24 protein-coding genes, 1 tRNA gene and 1 pseudogene are annotated in these 23,353 nt (G+C 33.5%); 12 read left to right on the forward strand and 14 right to left on the reverse strand.

The window, feature by feature from the left end:
* Positions 1–225: 225 nt before the first annotated feature.
* Positions 226–471, forward strand: a complete 246-nt coding sequence (locus AB1410_06320) for a 4Fe-4S binding protein (protein MEW6456310.1) — start codon at positions 226–228, stop codon at positions 469–471.
* 28 nt (positions 472–499) lie between these two features.
* Here the strand turns inward: AB1410_06320 and AB1410_06325 are convergent, their stop codons facing one another.
* From AB1410_06325 to AB1410_06335, 3 genes are all read right to left on the reverse strand, one after another.
* The gene (locus tag AB1410_06325; protein MEW6456311.1) at positions 500–904 is read right to left on the reverse strand and encodes a thioesterase family protein; all 405 of its coding nucleotides are present in this window, start codon (positions 902–904) and stop codon (positions 500–502) included.
* 182 nt (positions 905–1,086) lie between these two features.
* A complete protein-coding gene (locus AB1410_06330) occupies positions 1,087–1,377 on the reverse strand; it encodes a DUF507 family protein (protein MEW6456312.1) in 291 nt (96 codons plus the stop codon).
* On the reverse strand, positions 1,374–1,646 hold the full coding sequence (locus AB1410_06335) for a DUF507 family protein (GenBank protein ID MEW6456313.1): 273 nt from the start codon (positions 1,644–1,646) through the stop codon (positions 1,374–1,376). The genes AB1410_06330 and AB1410_06335 overlap by 4 nt, the downstream gene beginning before the upstream one ends.
* Before the next feature lie 147 nt (positions 1,647–1,793).
* Between AB1410_06335 and AB1410_06340 the strand changes: the two genes are divergently transcribed.
* The 3 genes from AB1410_06340 to AB1410_06350 are packed head-to-tail and all read left to right on the forward strand — an operon-like array spanning position 1,794 to position 4,972.
* Positions 1,794–3,200: an FAD-linked oxidase C-terminal domain-containing protein gene (locus tag AB1410_06340; protein MEW6456314.1), complete on the forward strand. Its 1,407-nt coding sequence runs from the start codon at positions 1,794–1,796 to the stop codon at positions 3,198–3,200.
* The gene (locus tag AB1410_06345; GenBank protein ID MEW6456315.1) at positions 3,193–4,446 is read left to right on the forward strand and encodes a (Fe-S)-binding protein; all 1,254 of its coding nucleotides are present in this window, start codon (positions 3,193–3,195) and stop codon (positions 4,444–4,446) included. The genes AB1410_06340 and AB1410_06345 overlap by 8 nt, the downstream gene beginning before the upstream one ends.
* Positions 4,439–4,972: an aldolase gene (locus AB1410_06350; protein ID MEW6456316.1), complete on the forward strand. Its 534-nt coding sequence runs from the start codon at positions 4,439–4,441 to the stop codon at positions 4,970–4,972. Before AB1410_06345 ends, AB1410_06350 begins: the two co-directional genes overlap by 8 nt.
* 120 nt (positions 4,973–5,092) lie before the next feature.
* Here the strand turns inward: AB1410_06350 and AB1410_06355 are convergent, their stop codons facing one another.
* Together AB1410_06355 and AB1410_06360 are read right to left on the reverse strand one after the other, a co-directional pair.
* The gene (locus AB1410_06355; GenBank protein MEW6456317.1) at positions 5,093–5,764 is read right to left on the reverse strand and encodes a nucleotidyl transferase AbiEii/AbiGii toxin family protein; all 672 of its coding nucleotides are present in this window, start codon (positions 5,762–5,764) and stop codon (positions 5,093–5,095) included.
* Entirely contained in the window at positions 5,718–5,996 is a 279-nt protein-coding gene (locus AB1410_06360; GenBank protein ID MEW6456318.1) for a hypothetical protein, read from the reverse strand. The genes AB1410_06355 and AB1410_06360 overlap by 47 nt, the downstream gene beginning before the upstream one ends.
* Before the next feature lie 68 nt (positions 5,997–6,064).
* Here AB1410_06360 and AB1410_06365 point away from each other — a divergent pair.
* From AB1410_06365 to AB1410_06400, 8 genes and pseudogenes are all read left to right on the forward strand, one after another.
* Positions 6,065–6,223: pseudogene (locus AB1410_06365) on the forward strand (transposase).
* A 78-nt stretch (positions 6,224–6,301) separates the two neighbouring features.
* Positions 6,302–6,383, forward strand: a tRNA-Leu gene (locus AB1410_06370).
* Positions 6,384–6,419: 36 nt separating this feature from the next.
* Positions 6,420–7,694 carry a trigger factor gene (gene tig / locus AB1410_06375; GenBank protein MEW6456319.1) on the forward strand — a complete coding sequence of 425 codons (1,275 nt, stop codon included), beginning with the start codon at positions 6,420–6,422 and terminating at the stop codon, positions 7,692–7,694.
* Positions 7,694–8,278: an ATP-dependent Clp endopeptidase proteolytic subunit ClpP gene (clpP, locus tag AB1410_06380; GenBank protein MEW6456320.1), complete on the forward strand. Its 585-nt coding sequence runs from the start codon at positions 7,694–7,696 to the stop codon at positions 8,276–8,278. The genes tig and clpP overlap by 1 nt, the downstream gene beginning before the upstream one ends.
* Before the next feature lie 24 nt (positions 8,279–8,302).
* Positions 8,303–9,547, forward strand: a complete 1,245-nt coding sequence (gene clpX / locus AB1410_06385; GenBank protein MEW6456321.1) for an ATP-dependent Clp protease ATP-binding subunit ClpX — start codon at positions 8,303–8,305, stop codon at positions 9,545–9,547.
* 2 nt (positions 9,548–9,549) lie between these two features.
* Positions 9,550–11,994, forward strand: coding sequence for an endopeptidase La (gene lon, locus AB1410_06390; protein MEW6456322.1), 2,445 nt, complete (start codon positions 9,550–9,552; stop codon positions 11,992–11,994).
* A gap of 98 nt (positions 11,995–12,092) precedes the next feature.
* Positions 12,093–13,367, forward strand: coding sequence for a transcription termination factor Rho (gene rho, locus AB1410_06395; GenBank protein MEW6456323.1), 1,275 nt, complete (start codon positions 12,093–12,095; stop codon positions 13,365–13,367).
* 3 nt (positions 13,368–13,370) lie between these two features.
* Positions 13,371–13,919, forward strand: a complete 549-nt coding sequence (locus AB1410_06400) for an archaemetzincin family Zn-dependent metalloprotease (protein MEW6456324.1) — start codon at positions 13,371–13,373, stop codon at positions 13,917–13,919.
* A gap of 62 nt (positions 13,920–13,981) precedes the next feature.
* Here the strand turns inward: AB1410_06400 and AB1410_06405 are convergent, their stop codons facing one another.
* The 9 genes from AB1410_06405 to AB1410_06445 all read right to left on the reverse strand — a co-directional run bounded on the left by AB1410_06405 (position 13,982) and on the right by AB1410_06445 (position 23,348).
* Positions 13,982–14,773, reverse strand: a complete 792-nt coding sequence (locus AB1410_06405) for a ParB/RepB/Spo0J family partition protein (GenBank protein ID MEW6456325.1) — start codon at positions 14,771–14,773, stop codon at positions 13,982–13,984.
* Positions 14,774–15,065: 292 nt separating this feature from the next.
* Entirely contained in the window at positions 15,066–16,670 is a 1,605-nt protein-coding gene (locus AB1410_06410) for a response regulator (protein ID MEW6456326.1), read from the reverse strand.
* Between the two features lie 53 nt (positions 16,671–16,723).
* The gene (locus AB1410_06415) at positions 16,724–17,593 is read right to left on the reverse strand and encodes a transglycosylase SLT domain-containing protein (GenBank protein ID MEW6456327.1); all 870 of its coding nucleotides are present in this window, start codon (positions 17,591–17,593) and stop codon (positions 16,724–16,726) included.
* Between the two features lie 16 nt (positions 17,594–17,609).
* A complete protein-coding gene (hsp20, locus tag AB1410_06420; protein MEW6456328.1) occupies positions 17,610–18,152 on the reverse strand; it encodes an archaeal heat shock protein Hsp20 in 543 nt (180 codons plus the stop codon).
* A 41-nt stretch (positions 18,153–18,193) separates the two neighbouring features.
* On the reverse strand, positions 18,194–18,778 hold the full coding sequence (locus AB1410_06425) for a hypothetical protein (GenBank protein ID MEW6456329.1): 585 nt from the start codon (positions 18,776–18,778) through the stop codon (positions 18,194–18,196).
* Between the two features lie 294 nt (positions 18,779–19,072).
* Positions 19,073–19,765, reverse strand: a complete 693-nt coding sequence (locus AB1410_06430) for a hypothetical protein (protein MEW6456330.1) — start codon at positions 19,763–19,765, stop codon at positions 19,073–19,075.
* A 15-nt stretch (positions 19,766–19,780) separates the two neighbouring features.
* Positions 19,781–21,943, reverse strand: a complete 2,163-nt coding sequence (locus AB1410_06435) for a CDC48 family AAA ATPase (protein MEW6456331.1) — start codon at positions 21,941–21,943, stop codon at positions 19,781–19,783.
* Between the two features lie 184 nt (positions 21,944–22,127).
* A complete protein-coding gene (locus AB1410_06440; GenBank protein MEW6456332.1) occupies positions 22,128–22,400 on the reverse strand; it encodes a hypothetical protein in 273 nt (90 codons plus the stop codon).
* An 84-nt stretch (positions 22,401–22,484) separates the two neighbouring features.
* The gene (locus AB1410_06445) at positions 22,485–23,348 is read right to left on the reverse strand and encodes a hypothetical protein (GenBank protein ID MEW6456333.1); all 864 of its coding nucleotides are present in this window, start codon (positions 23,346–23,348) and stop codon (positions 22,485–22,487) included.
* Between the last annotated feature and the right edge of the window lie 5 nt (positions 23,349–23,353).

A 23,353-nucleotide genomic window follows, 5' to 3' on the forward strand; every position in this document is an offset into this window, starting at 1 on the left:
CTTTTTCAAATTCTGATTTCATCGAAAAAGTGGCCGGAATAAATCGGAATGGGTGGCCACTTTCAATCAGAATCAGTGGCCGGTTTGAATCGGAATCGATGGCCACTTTGGATCGGAATATACAATGGCAACTGGAATCTAAAGAATATTCAAATAATAAATAACTCTGGAGTTAATCAAATAGAAAATTTCAGTTTACCCTCCTCAATAATCATCGAAGGAAGATTGAGTCCATTTTTAAGAAACATTGTTTTTAGAACTCTTCCAAGACCCTTTATAAAGCATGATAAATGCAATCTATGTGAAATTTGTATGGAGGTCTGTCCTTCAGGCTCAATTTCTATAAAAAAGAATAAGATGCGTATAGATTATAGAGAATGCATTTCCTGTTTTTGTTGCCAGGAGAACTGTCCTTCAAATGCAATAAAAATTAAAAGGGGTTTGGTTGGAAAAATATTGAGAAAAATTTGATAAGTGTTTAAGGTCTAACTTTAGATAATTAATTTTTCAATCGATGCAGAATTCCGTCTGGCAAGGTGGAGGATTTTCCCTCAGAATTGGTAACCACATGGATTGAATATCCTTCTGCAATTATTGTGCTATCCTCATGATTTATCAATTCATATTTGAATTTTGCTTTTTTATTGTTTAGCTCTTCTAAATATGTTCTTATCAGGAATTTTTGTTCATATTTTAAAGGTTTTTTATACCTGCAAAATATTTCCACAACTACAAGAGAATACCCTGATTTTTCTATTTCACTGTAAGGCAGGCCCTTTCTTCTACAGAATTCCGACCTTCCCATCTCAAACCAGATGAGATGGTTAGAGTGATGGGCGACCCCCATTCTGTCTGTCTCAGCGTATCTTACTCTTTCTTCTATTTCAACGAAATCATTACTCATTATCCCACTTTTGAGAAACTCTCCTTTTCTCTTTGAAATCTTAAATACTTTATCAAAAATTCAAAATTATATATCTGATTTTTATTTGTTGTTTTTTGCTGCTTTTCGTTTCTTTTCTTTGGTATCTTTGTTTGCCCAATTATTATTTTCTATTTACCATTCACTGATCACTATTCACTGTTTTATTCCCATATCTTTCCTAACTTTTGAATTTCTTCATTATAATATTTTCTATATAAAATTTCCCATTCCCTGCTTCCTTCCACCACTGTTTTTTTCTGGGATAGTATTTTATTTCTTGCCTTTTCATCTATCTGTTCGTATATTTTTAATTCTTCTTCAATAGCCTTCACAATAGCAAGTCTGATTTCATTTAAATCATCTAAAAAATCAACTGATTCATCTTCTTGGAGCTCTTTTAGAATAATTTTTGATAGATGGTTTATTTTTTCCCTTGATATTCTTCCGTTCATAGCACTATTTTCCTCTCTTTTGCTAATTTCTGCTTTATCATTCGAAACATGGTATGATATTCAATATTTCCTTTTCTTATCTCGTCAAGATATTGAGTTAATATTTCTTTTACTTCGTCATCTAATTTATCTTCTAATAAAAATTCATCTGTTATAATCTTTTCAATTTTCTCTACAAGTTTATTTTTATCGATTACACTGAGCTTTTCATTTCTGATTAAAAACTTTACTATATGAAAAGCCATATGTTCTATTTGATTCTTTGTCAATCTCATAGTAAAAAATATAGCATATAAAGAGCAGGATTTCAACATAGTGTGCTCTCCCTTACATATCTTTACAGGCAAAAAAATCTCTCAGACAGCAAAACTTTACTTACTTACAAGTTACTGATAAGATATTCTCCACGATTAAAAATGGTTTATTTAAATCCATTTACCAGAATAAGAAATAATATTCTATCCAAGTTTGAGTTTATTTCAGGAAAAGAAAATGTGTTGTCCTCAATAGAGGACAGAATTTGCTATTCATATGATGCCACCCGCCAGGAATACCTTCCTGACCTTGTGGTAATCCCAGGAAGCAGAGAAGAAATATCAGAGATTTTAAAATTAGCCAATTACTATAAGATTCCAGTTGTAGTTAGAGGTTCAGGAACAGGTTTGAGTGGAGGAGCTTTAGCTGTAAGAGGGGGGATTGTCTTGGTAACAACTAAATTGAACAAAATTCTGGATATCGATGAAAAAAATCTTTATGTTGTTGTTGAGCCTGGAGTTATAACAGGAAACCTCCATAACACAGTAGAAAATCTGGGTTTTTTTTATCCGCCAGACCCTTCAAGTCTTAAAGTATCTACAATAGGAGGGAATATCAGTCATAATGCAGGAGGTCCCAGAGCTTTAAAATATGGTGTTACAAGAGACTATGTAAGGGCCCTCGAGCTTGTACTTCCTGATGGAAATGTTTTAAATTCCGGTAGTAAGACAGTTAAAAGTGTTACAGGATATGACCTAACAAGATTAATTGTTGGTTCAGAAGGAACCCTCGCAATAATTACAAAGGCAATTTTGAAATTAATTCCAAAGCCTGAAAAAACAATAACTTTCCTTTCATCTTATAAAGATTTAGAAATTGCTGCTGAAGCAGTAGTTGAAATGGCAAGAAAAAAGCTCATCCCTTCAACTATTGAGATAATGGATGAAACTACAATTTCAGCAGTAAAAGATTTTGTTCCAGGAATTATTCCTGAAGGTGCAGAATCTATATTGCTGATTGAAATCGATGGTTACGAAGATGAAGCTAAAAGACAGGAAGAAATCCTCCTTAAAATTCTTCATCATTCCAATGCAGAGGAGATTTTAAAAGCTGAAAATGATATGGAAAGAGAAAAACTATGGACTGCAAGGAGGTCTGCTCTTTCTGCTCTTTCGAGGATAAAGCCTTCTACAATAATAGAAGATGCCACAGTTCCAGTAGATAAAGTTCCTGATTTGATAAGAGGAATTCAGGAATTGAGTAAAAAATACTTGTTAACAATTGGAACTTTTGGTCATGCAGGAGATGGGAACCTCCATCCTACTTTACTCACGGATATGAGAATAGGTCTTGAAAAAGAAAAAGTTGAAAAAGTTACTCATGAAATTTTTAATCGAGCTCTTTCTTTGGGAGGAACTCTCAGTGGTGAACATGGAATCGGAATTATGAAATCAAAATTTTTAAAAATGGAAGTAAAAGATGAAGGATATAGAATAATGAAAGGCATAAAAAAGCTTTTTGACCCTAACAACATCCTCAACCCAGGTAAAATATTTGAAGATGACTGAAAATTTGGATTTTTACAAAGATGAAGTATTTAGATGTATGAGATGCGGTTTATGTCTTCCATCGTGTCCAGTCTATTCTGAAGAAAAAATAGAATCAATGGGGCCCAGAGGAAGGTTAAGTTTGATAGAATCTTATGTAAGCCGAAAATTTAAATTATCGAAAATTTATAAAGATAGAATAAAAAAATGCTTGGAATGCAAATCCTGTTTTTTCGAATGCCCATCCGGAATAAAAATAGATGAAATAATCCATCTCTCAAAGGAGGACATATTCTATAATGAAGGATTTAGAATCTTTCCAAATATTTTAAAAAGTATAATAAAAAAAAGGTCAACCCTTTCTCTCTCATTTGAAATGTTGAAGATACTTAATATACCTAATAGAGTATTTCATAATAAGATAGATCCAAACAGGTTTTTTTATAATTTTTTAATCTTGAACCCTTTAGAACCAAAAAAAGGCTTTCCCACAAAAGATAAAAGATCATCTTCTAAAGAAAATAAAAAAATATTCAAAGCAAAAAAAAGCCAAGGAAAAGTTATTTTCTATAGAGGTTGTTTAATTAATTATATTTACAAAGACATAGAGAAGGCGAGCATTGATGTCCTTAATAGACTCGGATTTGATGTAGTTCTTGTTAAAGATGAGATATGCTGCGGAGCTCCTTTATATTCATACGGTGATCGAAAAGGATTTAAGGAAATAGCTGAAATTAACATCAAATTATTTAAATTATATGATGAAGCTCCAGTAATTTCATCATGTCCAACATGTACAGTGACTTTAAAAAACTATTACAAGGAGTTATTTCCTGATAATAAATTATCTCCTTCTGTATGGGATATAAACGAATTTATAATGAAATATCCGGATATTGATTTCAGAGGTTTTTCCGAGGAAAAAAGAATCACATATCATGACCCATGTCATCTGAAAAGAAGTTTAGGAATCCATAAAGAACCAAGATTATTTTTGAAATCAATTCCTAATGCAAACTTTATTGAGATGAAAGACTCTGATAGGTGCTGTGGTTTCGCAGGTCTTTTTAGCTTTTTTTACCATGATTTAGCCAGAAAAATTGCTCTTAAAAAGTTAGATAATATAAAAGATTCTAAGGCTGATACAGTAATCACATCATGTCCAGGATGTATGATGCATATCCAAAGAACTCTAATCAGGGAAAATTCTCCTATTGAAGTTAAACACATAGTGGAAATTCTCAGAGAGGCTAACATATATGTTTAGAGAATTTAACAGGGTAGGGAAGAGTCTTCAAAAATTTGGATTGATATCTTCCCATGCTGGAAATATGAGTGTAAGAAAGAGAGATAAAGTTTTCATAACAAAACATGGTGCAATGTTAGGCGATTTAAAAAAGATTGATATAATTGAAGTTTCTCTTGATGGATTTGATGAAAAAGCTTCGATGGAATTAAAAGTTCATCAGGAAATCTACAAAGAAGTTCCTGTGAATGCAATCATTCATTCTCATCCTCCCTATACTATAGCTTTATCATTAAAACAGGATTTCATAATACCAGAAGATTCTGAAGGAAAAATCCTCTTAGGTAAAATTCCATGCATAGAAGTAAAATCTACTGTTGGGTCAGAAGAAGTTGCAAAGATAGCTTCTAAAATACTAAAAAAATATAAAGTTATAATTGTTAAAGGTCACGGAAGCTTTGCAGTGGGAAATAACTTAGAAGAAGCTCTCTGCTTTACCTCTTCTTTGGAATTTTCTTCCAAAATCATTTATCTTTTAAGAGATTAAAAAAAAGAAATTGCTCTAATCATTTATATTTATTCTTCCCTTTGGAAATATGAATCAAAATAATGTTTAAAATCGTTGTCTCATATAAAATCTAAACCAAAAATAATTAGGAGTGCGTCCTTAACTACCTCCTGTAATCTCCCTGTATATCTCAGTTCTCCATTCATCAAAAAAATTCTGAAGTTCTTCCACACCGCATGATCTTACTAATAAAAGCAATTCTGACGAGTTTGAAGAGAATTCCTTAATTCTCTCAAAGGCAACGCCAAGCCAATAGATGTCCAATCCGGGGTCTTTTATCTTTGACTTTTGTAGGAGTTCAGACTTTGTAAATTTCTCTTTTATCAAAAAGTAGACATCTATAAAGTCTCTGAGAGTTGCTCTTCCAAAAAGAGTTAGGAGTTTATTAGTCGAAATATCAATAAGACTATCAATTCTGAGTTTAGGAAAGTCTTTAGATTCCTGTGGTTCTTCGAATCTGAAGGGGGAATCAAGAGCAATGTGTAAGACAGTAAATTCCATGGGAGAACTTGCAAATAGTTCTACAAAGGATTGGAAGCTTCTCTTCCTTTCGATGACGAGGCCTTTTCTCTTCAAAGTCTCTTCTACTTTAAGGCTGAATGGAGTGATTAGTTCTTCTATGGTTGTGAAAAGATCAAGATCATTACTTCTTCGGTGTTTTAAATAAAAAGCTGATAAAGCAGTTCCTCCCGTAAGATAGAACGCTTCAATATCCGATAGATCCTTAAGGCAATTGAGTATCTCTTTTTGGAGACTTCCCAGTATCTCCAAGACCGTCCTCCCAAAAAATTCTAACCTCATTAGGTAAAAACCTTTTTATTCGTTCGAAGGATTCGACGAATTTCTCAGAAGTAAGTATTTTCAACATTTTTTTAATATTCTCTGCTTTGCCATACGAAAGAACCTGCTGGACATACATATCAACATGGGATGGATTTTGAAGATCAAGTTTGGCTTCCTCCTTCATATACCAGAAAAGCTTTTTATCAACAGCGACTTTCATTATAAAATCATTATATCAAAATCCGGCTGTATAATCAAAATCCGGCTGTATAATCTTATTTTCTCTCCAGAACAACAAATGCTTATACAGAGGGAGTGCATATAAAAATAAAAATGGCAAAAAGAATTAGTTTTGGGTTTAGAAATGTTGAGGTATATAGAAGAAAGGTATTTGTTTCTTTCCTACCAATTGTTTTCTCAGTATGTGTATCACTATTTTTGACATAGAGCCACTTCCGTATTGACAGGAATTTTTGGAAAGTGTTATTATAAGGGCTTAAAGATCAATTGAATAAATAATCCAATGCGAAAGTGGCGGAATTGGCAGACGCGTAGCGCTTAGGACGCTATGGATAATTCCGTGGGGGTTCGAGTCCCCCCTTTCGCAGAAAATATTGAGTAATAATAGCACTGGAGAAAAAAAATAAAAAGGGAAGAACTATTAGAAAAAAACTTCACAGAAGAAATTGAGGTTGAAATTTCAGTGGAAGAAGTGGAAAAGAAAAAAATAGAAGTAATTTCAGATTTTACTTCGCATTCAAAAATCCCGGGGTTTAGAAGAGGAAATGCTCCATCTGAACTGGTAAAAAGCTATTTTAACAATGAGATTAAAGAGAAAATAATAAATGAGTTAATTCAGATTGGAACAAACAGATCGATAAAAAAATCTGAAAAAAAACCACTTCACCCTCCTCTTATAAAAGATATTGAATTTGAAGAGGGAAAACCCCTTAAATTTAAAATTATTTTTGAATACCTCCCTGAGTACGATGTAGAAGATTATATTGGAGTAAATTTAGAAATTAGAAAGACAAAAGTGGAGGAAGAAAATATAGAAACAGTTTTGAAAGAGCTTCAGGATAATGCTGCAGAGTTTATTCCCGTTGAGAATCGAGGTATCCAAGATGGAGATTTCGCAGTATTTGAAGTTCAGAAAAAAATTATAGAAACAAAAAGACTTTTGCCAAAAGAAAGACTTTACGGAATAATGGGGAAAGAGGTTGAAAATATTCCTGGATTGTACCAAAATATTCTAAACCTGAAGATGAATGAAGAAAAAACATACACGGCTGATTATCCTGATGATTTTCCCAAAAAAAATTTAGCCGGGAAAAAAATAGAGCACAAAATAAAAGTTATCCAGATAAAAGAAAAAAAACTTCCTGAAATAAATGATGAATTTGCAAAAGATCTTGGAAATTATCAGAATCTTGAAGATTTAAAGAATAAAATTAGAGAATCTTTAGAGAAGAGAATAGAGATTAATGAAAGAAAAATTTTAAAAGCCAGAGCTTTGGAAAAAATAAGAGAAAAGAATGAAATTGTTTGTCCAAAATATCTGGAAGAGCTTGAAATTGAGTATATAATGGAGAGAATAATTCAGAATACACAAGTTCCTTTAACTCCTGAATTAGAAGAAAAATTAAGGGAGGAAAACAAGGCTCAAGCAAGAGAAAATGTTAAAAATTATCTTATATTGAGGAAGATTGCAGAGAAGGAGAAAATTTATGTTAATGACAATGAAATTGAGGAAGAGTTAAAGAATATTGCCACTCAAACGCATCAATCTTTTGAAAAAGTGAAGAACACATATGAAAATTCTGATCTTAAGGAAAAATTGAGAAGAAGTTTATTGATGGAAAAAACGCTTGACTTTTTGATTAATAAAGCTATAATTAAATATAAAGAGGATTCCTAATGTATTTGATTCCCTTTGTTGTAGAGCAAGATGGGCGTGGAGAAAGGTCATACGACATTTATTCTCGACTTTTAAAAGATAATATAATATTTATTGGCTCGCCCATCGATGATAATGTAGCAAATGTTGTAATAGCTCAATTATTGTTTTTAGAAGCGGAAGACCCTGAAAAGGATATATATCTTTACATAAACAGTCCTGGAGGCTCAATCACATCTGGTCTGGCCATATATGATACAATGCAATTTGTAAAGCCTGATGTGGCAACTATATGTATAGGACAGGCAGCAAGTATGGCAGCAGTATTACTTTCTGCAGGAGCTGGGGGAAAAAGGTCATCGCTTCCTAATTCAAGAATAATTCTCCATCAGCCTTTTGGAGGTGTTCATGGACAGGCATCAGATATCGCCATTCATGCTCAAGAGATATTAAGACTCAGAGAGAGATTGAATGAAATTCTCATGAAGCACACAGGTCAGCCAAAAGAAAGGATAATGTCTGATATAGATAGAGATTTTATAATGATGCCAGAACAAGCAAAAAATTACGGCATAATTGATAATGTAATCTATAAAAGAGAATAAGTTTCACGCATATAAAGGAAATAAATGAGAGAAAATGGGAGAGAGGAAGAATTAAGGTGTTCTTTCTGCAGTAGACCTCAAAGTCAAATTCAAAGGATGATCTCAGGTCCAGGAATATATATATGTGAAAAATGTGTTGAAATGGCCCACAATATGATCGAAGCGGAAAAATTAAGGGATCAGAAATCATATTTTAAGAGAAATTTTCCCACCCCGTATGAAATAAAAGCATCCCTTGACGAATATGTCATAGGGCAGGAAAAGGCCAAGAAAAAGCTTTCAGTTGCTGTGTATAATCATTATAAAAGAATAAAATTGGCTAAATATACAAAAGATGTTGAACTTCAAAAAAGTAATATCCTCTTAATAGGCCCTACAGGTACAGGAAAAACCCTTTTAGCCCAAACACTTGCAAAAATTCTTTCAGTTCCTTTTGCAATAGCTGACGCTACTACTTTAACCGAAGCCGGCTATGTAGGAGAGGATGTAGAAAATGTTATATTAAAGCTCTACCAAAATTCAGGCTATGACCTGGAAAAAACTCAACAGGGGATTGTTTATATTGATGAAATAGATAAAATAAGTAGAAAAAGTGACAGCCCTTCAATCACCCGGGATGTTTCAGGAGAAGGAGTTCAACAGGCTCTTCTAAAAATTTTAGAAGGAACAATTGCAAATGTTCCACCTCAGGGCGGAAGAAAACATCCATATCAGGAGTTCATCCCGATCGATACAACTCATATATTATTCATCTGTGGGGGTGCTTTTATAGGACTGGATAAAATAATAGCTCGCAGATTGGGAAAAAGAACAGTTGGGTTTAAATCTAATTTTCAGGAGAAAATTAAAGATGATATCGAATATCTCTACAGTCAGATTCAACCTGATGATTTGATAAAATATGGTCTTATTCCTGAACTTGTGGGAAGACTACCTATCATAGCATCATTAAGTGACCTGGATGAAAAAGCGCTTATTGATATATTAATCAAACCAAAAAATGCAATAATCAGGCAGTTTCAGAAGATATTTGAATTAGAGGGTGTAAAACTCATATTTTCAGATGATGCTTTATATTCAATATCTTCATTAGCTTTAAAGAGAAAAGTTGGAGCAAGAGGTTTAAGAACAATAATTGAAGACTTAATGTTTGATATAATGTTTCATTTACCTTCCAATAAAGAAATAAAAGAATTTATAATAACAAAAGAAATCGTTGAACAAAAAGAATTTAATTTTGATACTCTGAAAAAAGCATCAGGAATGTAAACATGGGTAACCATCCGGAAAAAATTTCTGAATTGTACGAAACATTCCCTTTAATTCCATTAAGGGATGTGGTGGTATTTCCTGGAACCCTTGTTCCATTTATAATAGGAAGAAAATCTTCGTTAGAAGCTTTACAGAAAGCCCTTGATGGTGATAGAAGGATTTTCCTTTCCACTCAAATGGACCCCACCATTTACTCCCCTCAGCCCAAAGATATATTCAGTTTCGGTGTAATTGCTACAATAGTTCAACACTTAAAAGCTCAGGATGAGCGAACAGAAGAGGAGGGGAATGTAAAAGTTGTTGTGGAAGGAATAAAAAGAGCAAGAATAATTGAGTATAAAAAAATAATTCCTTTTTATGAAGTTCTAACAAAGCCAATTTTAAAGATAGTCGTTCCTTTCAGTGATATCAAGGAACATATCCATTCTGTAATGAATCTGTTTGAAGAATATGTTAAACTCAGCCAGAATATTAATTTTGAATCAATCATTCCCTCCATGAGAGAAAATGATCCTGACAGGATCGCTGATATTATTGCTTCTCATTTGAATATTTCTGTCATCGAAAAACAAAACCTCCTTGAAACATTAAATCCCATAGAAAGACTCTTGAGGCTTAGTTTTATCATTGAAATGGAAATTGCCAAAATCCAATATCAGGGAAGGGATAAACAAAAAAGAAAAACAGATGGTAAAAAGCCCTTTGGAGAAAGATTCAGATTGTTCTCAAAAGAGCCTTCAAGAAAAGAAGAGCAGGGAAATGAAATTGAAGAATTTAGACACAGGATAGAAAACTCAGATATGCCTCCTGAGGCTAAAGAAAAAGCTATGAAAGAACTCGAAAGATTGGAATCTATGCCAGCTTTATCAGCTGAAGCAACTGTATCGAGGAATTATCTTGATTGGCTTCTTTCTATTCCCTGGGGTAAAAGATCAAAGGAGAAGAAAAACATAAAATTGGCAGAAAAAATATTAAATGAAGATCATTACGGATTGTTTGAAGTAAAGGAAAGAATATTAGAATATTTAGCTATAAGACAGCTTGTGAAAAATCCAAAGGGAGCGATTCTCTGCTTTATAGGACCTCCGGGAGTAGGGAAGAGCTCGCTTGGAAAATCTATCGCAAGAGCTACGGGAAGAAAATTTGTCAGACTTTCCCTTGGAGGCGTGAGAGATGAGGCAGAGATAAGGGGTCACAGAAGAACCTACATTGGTGCTTATCCTGGTCAGATTATTCAGATGATGAAAAAAGCCGAAACAAAAAATCCTGTATTTTTGCTTGATGAAATTGACAAAATGAGCATGGATTTCAGAGGAGATCCAGCAGCGGCTTTAATGGAAGTTCTTGATCCCGAGCAAAATAATACTTTTGTTGACCATTACATAGATACTGAATATGATTTGTCTCAGGTCATGTTTATAACTACAGGAAATATAATTCAGCCTATCCCCCAGGCCCTTTTAGATAGAATGGAAATTATAAGAATTCCTGGATACACAGAGACAGAAAAACTCGAAATTGCTAAAGGATTTTTAGTTAAAAAACAATTGAAAATGCATGGATTAAAAGAGAAAAATATTAAATTCACTGATGAGGCTATTCTTGCAATCATAAGAAAATATACAAGAGAAGCAGGTGTAAGAAATCTCGAAAGAGAAATATCTTCGATAGTCAGAAAAATAGCCAAACAGGTCGTTGCAAACGGAAAGGATTATTTTTGTTTAGTTGATGATAAGAAAATCGAGGAGTTCCTCGGAATTCCAAAATACAGAGTTTCGAAAGGAGCAAAGGAGAGCGAAATTGGAGCTGCTCAGGGATTAGCATGGACTGAATTTGGTGGTGAGCTTCTTACTTTTGAGGCCACAATGGTGAAGGGAAAAGGAAATCTTACCCTGACCGGTCATCTTGGTGAAATAATGCAGGAATCAGGACAGGCAGCTTTCAGTTATGTAAGGTCAAAGTTGCTTGATTGGAAAATAGACAGGGATATTCATAAAGAGTATGACATTCATATTCATGTTCCAGAAGGTGCTATTCCAAAGGAAGGACCTTCTGCTGGAATTACAATAGCCACTGCAATAATTTCTCTAATAACAAAGATACCCGTAAGAAAAGACATAGCAATGACTGGGGAAATTACATTAAGGGGAAAAGTATTACCCATAGGAGGGATCAAAGAAAAATTATTGGCTGCCCATAGAGCAGAGGTCAAAAATGTGATAATTCCTAAGGATAACGAGGCGGATCTTAAAGACGTTCCAGAACAGGTTAGAAATTCCATTACAATTTATTTAGTAGAAAATATGGATAAAGTTTTGGAATTATCTCTTGTAAAGCCTATTTCATCGGCACTTTTTAATGAGGAATTAGAAAAAGAAATAGTCAAGACAAAAGAAGAAAAAACATCTGATTCACAACCATTGGGAAAAGGAATAACAAATTAATTATGTTCTTTTAAAACTTTTCAAAGAAAAATAATAATTAACTCAAAAGAAATATAAATTAAATTTACAATTTAAAAATATGAAAAGGAGATGTCATGATGGAAAGGGATTATAATTTACTCGAATTAGAAGAAAGAAATATTCAAACTTTAGTAAAAATTGCAAAGAATCTTGGAATTGAAGATGCTCCAGAACTTAGAAAGCAGGATATCGTCTTTAAAATTCTCGAAGCTCAGGCGCGCAAGAATGGCTATATCTTCTCAGAGGGCGTTTTAGAATGTCTTCCAGAAGGATTTGGTTTTCTAAGAGCTCCTGAACATAGCTATTTGCAGAGTGCTGATGATATATATGTTTCTCCTTCCCAGATAAGAAAGTTTGATTTGAGAACTGGAGATACAATTTCAGGCCTTGTAAGGCCTCCTAAAGATGGAGAAAAATATTTTGCATTGATTAAACTTGAGGCAATAAATTTCCTTTCTCCTGATATTGCAATAAAGAAAAGAGAGAATTTAAAATTTGATTCGCTTACCCCTCTTTATCCTCACGAAAAAATAAGACTTGAAACAGAACCCCAGAATATATCTGCAAGGGTTATGGATCTTCTCACACCTATTGGAAAAGGTCAGCGGGGATTGATAGTAGCCCCTCCTCGAACTGGTAAAACCATGCTTCTCCAGACAATAGCAAAATCTATTGAGAAAAACCATCCCGAAATATTTATAATAGTTCTCTTGATCGATGAGAGACCTGAAGAGGTAACTGATATGGAGAGAACAGTTAAAGGTGAAGTTATAAGCTCTACTTTCGATGAACCTCCTTTGAGACATGCTCAGGTAGCAGAAATAGTATTGGAAAAGGCAAAAAGATTGGTTGAACACGGAAGAGATGTTGTGATTTTACTCGATAGTATAACAAGACTTGCAAGGGCTTACAATTCAATCGTTCCGCCCTCGGGCAAAGTTTTATCCGGTGGAATTGATGCTAATGCCCTTCACAAACCAAAAAAATTTTTTGGTTCCGCAAGAAAAATAGAAGAAGGAGGTAGTCTGACAATAATTGCAACAGCTTTAATCGATACAGGAAGCAGAATGGATGAAGTAATATTTGAAGAGTTCAAAGGAACAGGGAACATGGAAATTAACTTAGATAGAAGGCTTGTAGATAAGAGAGTTTTTCCTGCAATTGATATCACAAGGTCTGGAACAAGAAAAGAAGAGCTATTATTGCAAAAAGATATATTGAATAGAATCTGGGTCCTTAGGAAAGTTCTCAGCCAACTTAATGAAGTTGAAGCTATGGAATTATTAGTGGATAAACTATCAAAGACAAAATTAAACGCAGAATTTCTTGATGCCATGAGTAGAGGCTTATAATAGGTGGAAAAAGACAAAATATTCATAATTTCTCTTGGAGAGATTGAGGATTTCAGCCTTATCTATTTGAAAGAAACTCTTGAAAAAATATTTCCTTACCCTGTAATACTCAAAAAAGGAAATAAAAGCTTAGATTTTGCCTATGACCAAAAAAGAGGACAGTATTATTCTCCCTTCATAATGGAAAAACTCAAGAGAGAAGTTCCACAGAATGCGATAAAAGTGCTGGGAGTTACTGAAGAGGATCTATTTGTGAAGAATCTGAATTTTATCTTTGGTCAGGCAGAAATTTTTGGAGAGGTTTCTCTTATCTCAATTAAGAGATTAAGAGAAGAATATTATAATAAAAGAAAAAATGATTCTATCTTCCTCCTAAGAACATTAAAAGAGGCAGTTCATGAACTGGGTCACTCATTTGGACTTAATCATTGTAAAAATTCAAGATGTGTCATGTTTTTTTCTAACAGCATAATAGATACAGATAATAAATCATATAAATTCTGTAGCATATGCGAAAAAATCATAAATAGAGCTTTTAAGTCAATAAATTAATGTCGGATAAGATTTATTATGTAAACCAATATATAAATTTTTTATTTGTAAATAAAAAATTTTTATTCTTCTTTCAGTTTTCTTAATATTTCTTCAAGGATTCTTATTATTTCTTGTTTTTCTACTTCTTTCCTTTTAAACCTTAATCTAAGGGAAAATTCCTTTGATTCTGGCCTGAAACTGAAAATATAAGGTTTTTCTCTTTCTCTTTTTATTCTTCTCAAATCTTCTCTTTTTAATTCTCTTTCTTTTATTTTTTCTATTATTTTTTCAGTTTCCTTTTCATTTCTGTGCAATCTTGTCAATTGAACAAGAACAGATTTTGAATTTACATTTTTTTCCTGACATTTTCTTATAATTTCTGCAGGAAGTTTTGTAATGGAGATCATTTCTGTTACATAAACTCTTGATTTTCCTATTTTTTCTGATATCTTCTGATGGGTGTAACCATACACATCAGAAAGAGCTTTTAATGCAAATGCTTCCTCAAAGGGGTTTAAATCTTTTCTATGAAGATTCTCTATTAAAGAAATTTCTAAGGCTTCATTATCCGGAATATCAAGTTCGATGCATGGAATCTCTTTTAATTCAGCAAATAGAGCAGCAGCATGTCTTCTCTCCCCCGTTATAATTTCAAAATAATCTTCTTTTTTTCTTACAAGAATTGGCTCTAATATTCCTTTGGATTTAATGGATTGAACTAAATCTTCAAGATTTCCCATTTCATTCCTTGGCTGGTTTGGATTGGGTCTAATTTTTTCAATGGATATCATGTTTATGCGGGGAACTTTTTTTGGTAAAATTGTTCTCTTCTGTAATTCTCTAATGTCAAATAATTCCTTCTGTTCTTCCATGGACTTCTAAATCTCCTATCTAATCTATATTTTAATTTTCTCTGTTGTCAATAAAAATTTGTCATTTTGCAGACATTAGTCTAGTGTTGTGTCACTTAAATAACTTTTACATTATTCTTAATGTGACACAACACTTTCTCTATGGGAGAAAGATCTCCTTAGACGCTTCGCTGAGCAGCTCATAGAAGCCTTTCGGAGAATTAAAATACCAGGAGAATTAATCACTTTTCCTTCATCCGAAAGGCTCCTCGCACTGCCCTAAGGGCAGTGTTGAAAAGGTTTTTATTTAAATTTACTTGCATGCACCAGAATGGTGCAGAATCATTTTTATAGCTTTAATAAGATCATTTACGTTAAAAGGTTTTTGAAGAAATCCTAAGGCGCCCTCGTTTAAAGCTTCCTGTGTTTCTCCATTCTTCTTGTATCCTGACATCAAAAGTATATTTGCTTTAGAATTTATTTCCTTAAGCTTAGAGAAAGTCCTCTTTCCTCCTATTCCTGGCATAATCATGTCTAAGATTATTATATCAATTTTATCCTTCATCTCTGTATATATATCAATTGCCTCTTCTCCATTAGATGCGGTGAATACCTTGTATCCAAACCTCTCAAGAATTTCTCTTATTAAATTTCTTATAATTTCTTCATCATCAACTATTAAAACTGTTCCATTTCCCGTTGAGATTTTTTTCTCCTCTTGATCAATGATTTCTGATGTTTGTGATTTTACTGCTGGGAGGTATATTTTGAGAGTGGTTCCTTTTCCTAATTTACTATCAACTGTTATATACCCGTCATGACCTTTTATAATTTCATAAACAATAGAAAGCCCAAGACCTGTGCCTTGCTTTTTTTGTTTTGTTGTAAAAAACGGCTCAAATATTCTCTTTCTCACTTTCTCATCCATGCCAATTCCTGTATCAGAAATTGTTATGAGAATATAATCTCCTGACCCTATGCCAATGTAGTTTTCAATAAAGCTCTCTTTAAGAGTTACATTTTCAGTCCTTATTGTTAATATTCCTCCTCCAGGCATAGCATCTCTTGCATTTATACATACATTGAGAAAAGCTTGCTGAATTTGATTTTCATCTCCCATAACATAAAACAACTCCTCTTCCAAATATTTTTCGATTGAGATTCTTCTCTCAATTGTTCTCGAGAGGAGACTAACAACTTCATTAACTATATTATTTATATTTATTAATCTTATATTGTCCTTTTCCTTTCGAACATAGGCTAAAATTTTAGAAGTAAGATCAGAAGCTCTATTGGTTATACTTAAGATATTTTCCACATCATGATAATAAGCACTATTTTTGGGTATCTTTGTTATAAGAAGTGATGCATATCCTAATATGCCGCCAAGCAGATTGTTGAAATCATGGGCAATTCCACTTGCCAATGCTCCTAAAGACTCCATCTTTTGCATCTGAATTACGTGCTCCTCAAATTTGTGCCCCTCCTCCTCTTCTTTTTTTATTACAGAGATTTTATGATTAAGGTATTTTATTCCTTCCTCTAAATTTTTTATTTTGGTAATGTCTGTTAAAATTGCAACTCCACTGATATTTCTTCCCTTAAAATCTTGAATAAATGAACAATTCATGAGAACAATTTTTTTCTTACCTTTTATATCCATTTCTTTTTCAATTCCAGAAAATTTCATTGAATTATTTATAGCTTCTTTTAATTGACAATCCTGAGGGCAAATGGTGCAGTGGAGTATTTCATTGCAAAGTTTACCTTTTGCATATTCTTTGGTTATATCAAGAAATGTTTCAGCGGCAGGATTTATTTCTTGAATGACATAATTTGAATCTATTATTATTACTGGCTCAACTATATTTTCAAAGACTGTAAAATATTTATTTCTTTCATTAATTTTTTTTTCCACCGGAGGGATCTTCCAATTTTATTTTCCTCTATTGTTTTAGATGAGTATAGTTCTCATCTAAAAATATCGGCCATGACTCTGATTTTCGTTGAACTTTTTATCTCTCCTTTCAATTCAGCAAAATATCCGTAAACTTTGCTGACATAATCGGAATTAATGATCTCCTTTTCTCTTCCCTCATCTATTAATTTTTGTGTTCCATCAATTCCCCAAAAATAAGAATGAAATGAATAAGTCCATTCATCTTTCTTTTCTTTCCCTTTTTTCATCCAATAATTATGTAGTCTGACTAATTCGTTAATTCCCAATTTCACATTAAAAACCGGATCAAAGACAAATTTTTCAGAAAAAGGCAGCCCAATTTCGTTCAGTCTATCAGTTGCTGTTTCATCGATGAGTTGCATGAGTCCCTTGGCATTTTTATAACTCACTGCATTAGCATTACCACCAGATTCTGTTTGAATCACTGCTAATATAACCTCCGGTGAAAGTCCAATTTCTCTATTTTCAAAGGCCTTTTTTGCTATTAACTTTGCAAGACTTGAATTTTCAGGATTTGGATAAAGCTGATCAAGATAATAGCAAATTTTGATATATTCGTTAAGGATCCACTCTAAATTTTCTTTTTCTCTTTTGAGCTGAGAAATCAGCTGATCTTGAGAATTTTTTAATTCTTTTCTAAGTTGAATTCTTTCTTTAAAATTCCAGTCTGAGAATTTAAATAAATGAAAAGAAGTAGCACCCCATAATATCAACACAATTAGAAATAATACTCTAAAGGTTTTACTGGATTTTTTACGAGGTAAAATTGAAGGAGATTCTAAGTTATTCTCACTTTTTTTAAAGGAGTCTTCAAGCCTCACAATTTTCACTTCCCTCGGAATTTTTAAATTATCAGAAAAATCTAATAATTTTATGATCAATTTCTTCTCCTCTCACCTATTCTTGTTTTTTCTTTATCTCGATTTCTAAAATTCCATTTTTATAAGTGGTCTTTTTAGTAGTCTCATCTACTAATGTTGGCAAAAGAACTTCTTTTCTGTATTTCCTTTCACCTCTTTCTGCAGATATGTTTAATATATCTTCTTTTATTTCAATTTGAATATCAGACTGCTCCACTCCAGGTAGCTCAGCAACCATTAATATATGGTCCTTTTCATCAAAGATATCTACAATTGGCTCTCTTACCTCCTCTACTACAGGGCCCTTAGGGGTTTCCCTAATATTCCCAAAGGTCTCAACTATTGGTTTTCCACCAACCAATGTTCTTATGCTAAAACCGTAAACTCCTTTTATTTCCTTACCAAGTTTTACTTCTCCTTCCTTTTTGATTTCCTCAGCTTCTTCAGAAAGCTTAGAAACCAAATCAATTAGATTCCCTATGCCTTTAAATAATCCTCCAAAAGAAATTTTTCCAATCCCAAAGTTTAACTCTATTTCTTTCTCTTCTTCCTCCTTTTTTTTCTTTCCTTCCTCATTCATTACGTATCACCTCCTTTCTGTATTCTTTGACACTATATTTTTTAATAGACGAGTTTTGCCATTCTTGTGTCATCTGCTTTCTTTCTATTTCTTTGTTTTGATTGAATCTCTCTTAAAAAAGCTTTAAAATCCTTTATCCTCAATTGTTCTCCTTTAGCCAATAACTCTCTTAACCCCTTTGTTAAATATTGTTGTTCTTTCTGGAAGTCATTTAGTATCATCCTGACCTCCTTCTCCCTCTCATCTTGTCTCGTCTTTAAATTCTCTATTAAAGCTTTAAAATCTTCAATTCTACTGGACTCAGCATTGAAAAGATATTCTTTTAATTTAGAAGCCATTCTTTTGTGCTCTTCCAAGAAATTCTTTTGTATTTCTCTCACCTCCTTCTCCCTCTCATCTTGATGAGAAAGAATACTTTTCATCATATTATCAAAATCCTTTTTTCTTAAGGATTCAGCATTGGCCAAAATCTGGCGAAGTTGTATGCTCATCTTCTCTCTTTGAACCTTAAAATCCTCTAAGTTCTTATGAGTAATATCAATCATATTTTCTATTGCTTCAATTCTGGCCAAATAGGAGCTAATTATATTATGTGCAAGGTTTTTCATTTCTTCGAGTATGTTCATCTATTTTGACCTCCTTTAATAATTAATGACAATTATATTTTAAGCAAGAAATATGCCAACATCGAATCGAATAAAATTATTTTATTATTTTTTGAAATCTTACATATTCTGTTGTTTTATTGAGATCTTAATAATTTTGATTAAAAAATATTTATATTTTTACATAAGAAAAAACAAAAATCTGTAGAATTTATTTTACATTCTTTGTAAATTTGAATTTTCACTTTTATCTTTGATTAAATCTGTTTAATTTTTGAATGCGTTGTAAAGGAAACAGGTTATTACGGTATTAGATTAAATGGAAACGCAGGATGTAAGGTAATTCGCCAATTCCTCAAACCTCTTTTCATCCTTCTTCCAATGAAGGAACAATCTTTGATACTCTTTTATTTTGTTCTGGTCTTTTAACTGAATTATATGAATATCTTTAGGAAGCTTTGCGATTATGTTGTGATAAGCTCCAAGGAAAAGAATTCCTGTTTCTCCATGATTCAATGTTCTATCAATTCTCATGGCTATAAATTTATCTCTTTCATTTAGCAAACTGTTCTTAGTCACCCTATAGTCCAAATAAGCTGTGAACTTATCCATGATAGACTTAGATTGAGCTAATTTTTTAATCTTGTCATGTTCCATTTTTACCAGAGCAAAATCTTCAGTTTTAACTAAAATTGCACCACCCTTTAATAACTCGGCTATGATCTCATAATTTTTACTTCCGCCTTTTATTCCCTCCTTCACAATCCTCATACCCACTTCTCCATCTGCTATCATTCCATCCTGATATATTTTAAATCCCTTAACATCTAAAGATTTAAGATATGTAACAACAGAATTCCAAAAACCAGAAATCACCTCTTTATGTCTTTCCCATAACTTTTTTCCAACTCTTTCTATGCCTTTTTTATCTATTTCATGAGACAGTGTTCCAAGGTCAGCACTCATATGAATGATTGGTATATATAATAATTTTCTCTTAAAGTACACTGTACATGACACTATTTAAAATATTTCTTTTTCTTCGATTTTTTTACGTCTCATTAACAATTTGATTGCTTCTTCAAAGTGCTCTCTTTTGATACTGAATTTATATATTGACTTCTTCTCCTCTTTATCCTTTTGGTTTATAAACTCTTTTATAGCTAACATGGAGGCTTTTCGACAAATGAATTCAATATCTGAACCCACACAACCATTTGTCTGAATGGCCAGATTCAGAATATCGACATTTTTGTCTAAAGGTTTATTTTTAGTATGGACTTTAAAGATTTCAATTCTTGCTGCCTCATCTGGGATGGGAAGCTCAATTAAAAGATCAAACCTTCCTGCTCTTAAAAGGGCAGGATCAACCATATCAATCCTATTGGTAGCACCCAAGACTACTACTCCCTTTAACTCTTCTATTCCATCCATCTCAGCCAAAAATTGACTGATTACCCTTTCGGTAACTCGAGAGTCTCCAATACCTGAATTCCGAATTGGAACTAAACTCTCAAGTTCATCGAAGAAAAGTACAGTTGGTGCTGCCTGTTTTGCTTTCTTAAATACTTCCCTAACTCCCCTCTCTGCCTCTCCCACATATTTAGAAAGAAGCTGAGGTCCTTTAACTGAAATGAAATTGACTCCACATTTGTTTGCTACTGCTTTAGCTAAAAGGGTCTTTCCTGTGCCTGGAGGACCATGAAGTAGGATGCCTTTTGGAGGGGTTGTCTTTGCTTCTTTAAATACATCAGCATGGATTAACGGCCACTCTATAGCCTCCTTTAGCTGTTCTTTTATATCTTCGAGCCCCCCAATATCATCCCAGCCAACATCCGGTATTTCAACAAATACCTCCCTCAAAGCCGAAGGCTCTACCTCTTTTAATGCTTCCAGAAAAGCATCTTGTGTAACTTGCAATTCCATAAGCTCCTCATAAGGTATTTCGTCCATTTCGAAGTTAACCTTTGGAAGAAGCTTTCGAAGAGTTACCATAGCTGCTTCTCTGGCTAAGGCTTCCAGATCTGCACCTACAAAGCCATGGGTAATGTCTGCTAATTTTTCTAAATCTACATCTTTAGCTAAGGGCATACCCCGAGTATGGATTTGAAGTATTTCTAAGCGAGCATTTTTATCCGGAATAGGTATAGAGATCTCTCTGTCAAAACGGCCAGGTCGTCTTAATGCCGGATCAAGGGTATTGGGTAAGTTGGTAGCAGCAATAACAATAATCTGGCCTCGTGCTTTTAAGCCATCCATTAAAGCTAAAAGTTGTGCTACAACTCTTCGCTCCACCTGTTTTTCACCGCCCATCTCTTCTCTTTTCGGAGCAATGGCATCAATCTCATCGATGAAGATAATCGCTGGAGCATTTCTCTGGGCTTCTTCAAATACTGACCTTAAACGGGCCTCAGATTCTCCATAAAATTTTCCCATAATCTCTGGCCCAGTTATATGGGTAAAATAGGCATCCGTTTCATTAGCTACTGCTTTTGCAATAAGGGTTTTGCCACAGCCTGGAGGACCGTACAGAAGAACCCCTTTTGGAGCATCTATGCCCAATCTATCAAAGAGTTGAGGATACTTCAAAGGAAGTTCAATCATTTCCCTTATCCTTTGAATCTGTACACTTAGACCTCCAATGTCTTCATAAGAGATCTTATAGGCATGCTTTTCACTAATTTCTCTTAATTCCAGTTTGATAAGAGTTGTAGGTTGAACTAAGACAACATCTTTAGGAACTGTATCTAACACTCTAAATTCGCATGAGCGGGCACCAAATAGATTTACTCGAACTCGATCACCACTCATTAAAGGCAAACCTTCCATTAATCTACCCAGATATCTTGTATCTTTTTCTCCTCGCAGGGAACTAACTGTAATCGGAGTTAAAGTAATCTTATTGGCTGATTTAAAGGAGACTTTCTGAACCTCAACCTTTTCATCAATTCCAATCTGGGCGTTCTCACGAATAAGGCCATCTATCTGAACAATTCCTTTGCCTCTATCCTCTAGATAGGCAGGCATCACCTTTGCAGGAGTATCTCGCTTGCCGCTTATTAATATAACATCCCCCACCTCAACACCTATCAGCTTTAAATCGCTTGGGTCAATTCTTGCAATTCCTCTTCCTACATCCCTTGTTTTTGCTTCAGCTACTTTGAGAGTTAAAGTTTTTAATGTCATTTTCTTTTTCACTTTGCCACTCCTGGACTAAATTGTCAATAATGTAGCTGCTGACACGACACTAATACGAAAGTACTAATATTTGTTACATCTTACTCGTTTTCCCCCTCACCTCAATCCTCTCCCCTCAGGGGAGAGGGAGGGGTGAGGGGACAGGAATGCATCAGAATTAAATGCGTTTATATTAGATACCTCTTAACTTGCAGGTCTTAATTACTAACTCTGCAGTTTGTTTGCGAAACTCTGAAATAGTCCGACAATTTTTACAATCTAATTTTATCTCATCATAATCAGGACAGGAAAGAAGCTTCTCAACCTCTTTTAATAATCCTTCAGCATATCGGGATTTCTGATTGATCTTTTTAGACTCATTAATTTTCTGGGTTAAATTCTTAATTTCAGATTCATACTTTTTAAACATAGAGCAGGCTATTTTTATTTCCTCTTCTTCATGCATGTTTTGTCTCCTTATCTACTTTTTTATTTACCATTAGAGATCTACCCCAGATAGCTGAGAAAATCTCTAACAGGATTCTATCCTTTAAGCCTTCTTCAGTCTAACCTGTAAAATCCCATTGTTAAATCTCTTAAAAAATCTTTTTGAATCAACCTTAAAAGGCAGGGCTATATCTTTATTTACTTTATTTTCCAGTCCATAAGCTGTTATGTATAAAGTATTATTTCTTATTTTAATTATGATATCTTCTTTTTGAACACTACTGGCTAACTCTACAATGATAGCTAAATGATCATTTTCATCAAAGATATCTATAAAAGGTTCTTTTTTAAGGGCGTAGCTCTTCTCCTGACCTGCTATCCACCAGCTAGAACAGACCCTTTCGCCTGTAATCTCATCGATTTTTGAGTTTTCAAATACTAATATGGGACTTCCTATTATCCTTTCCGCAGCTGGATTAATAATTTCTCTTATTTTTAAGAGCACGTCCATATGGGTAGAAGCTTTTATAAGACAGGCTAACTCATCAATCTTTGCATGTCGGTTATTCCAGATATATATTAATAGAGCCTGGCTATCGAGGTCTAATTCTTTAACAATCTTATCTACTTTATCCTCATTTATTTTTAATAATGAAATATCATAAATTTTTTTCCTCCAGACTTCAACGTTAGTTATTATCAGATATGCTTTTGACGTCCCAGCTTTATCTTCGTCCTGATACAAGATACAGAGGGCATTCCTTTTGGTAAATGCATAAGGAACTTTCTCTATTTTGATATCTTTTATGTCATTTAAGAAAATATTAATTATAATGCCATTTGGCTGGAAAAAAGTGAGTCTTTTATTTGTTAGGCAGAGAGTTCCAAGTTTCCAATGAGATGCAGGAATTGTAAGGAGACCTGCTTTTTCCTGCAATATAATCCTTTCACCATTATCATCTGTCATGGATA

The organism is Acidobacteriota bacterium (assembly GCA_040756905.1).
In the GTDB taxonomy this organism is placed as follows: Bacteria; Acidobacteriota; Aminicenantia; order JBFLYD01; family JBFLYD01; genus JBFLYD01.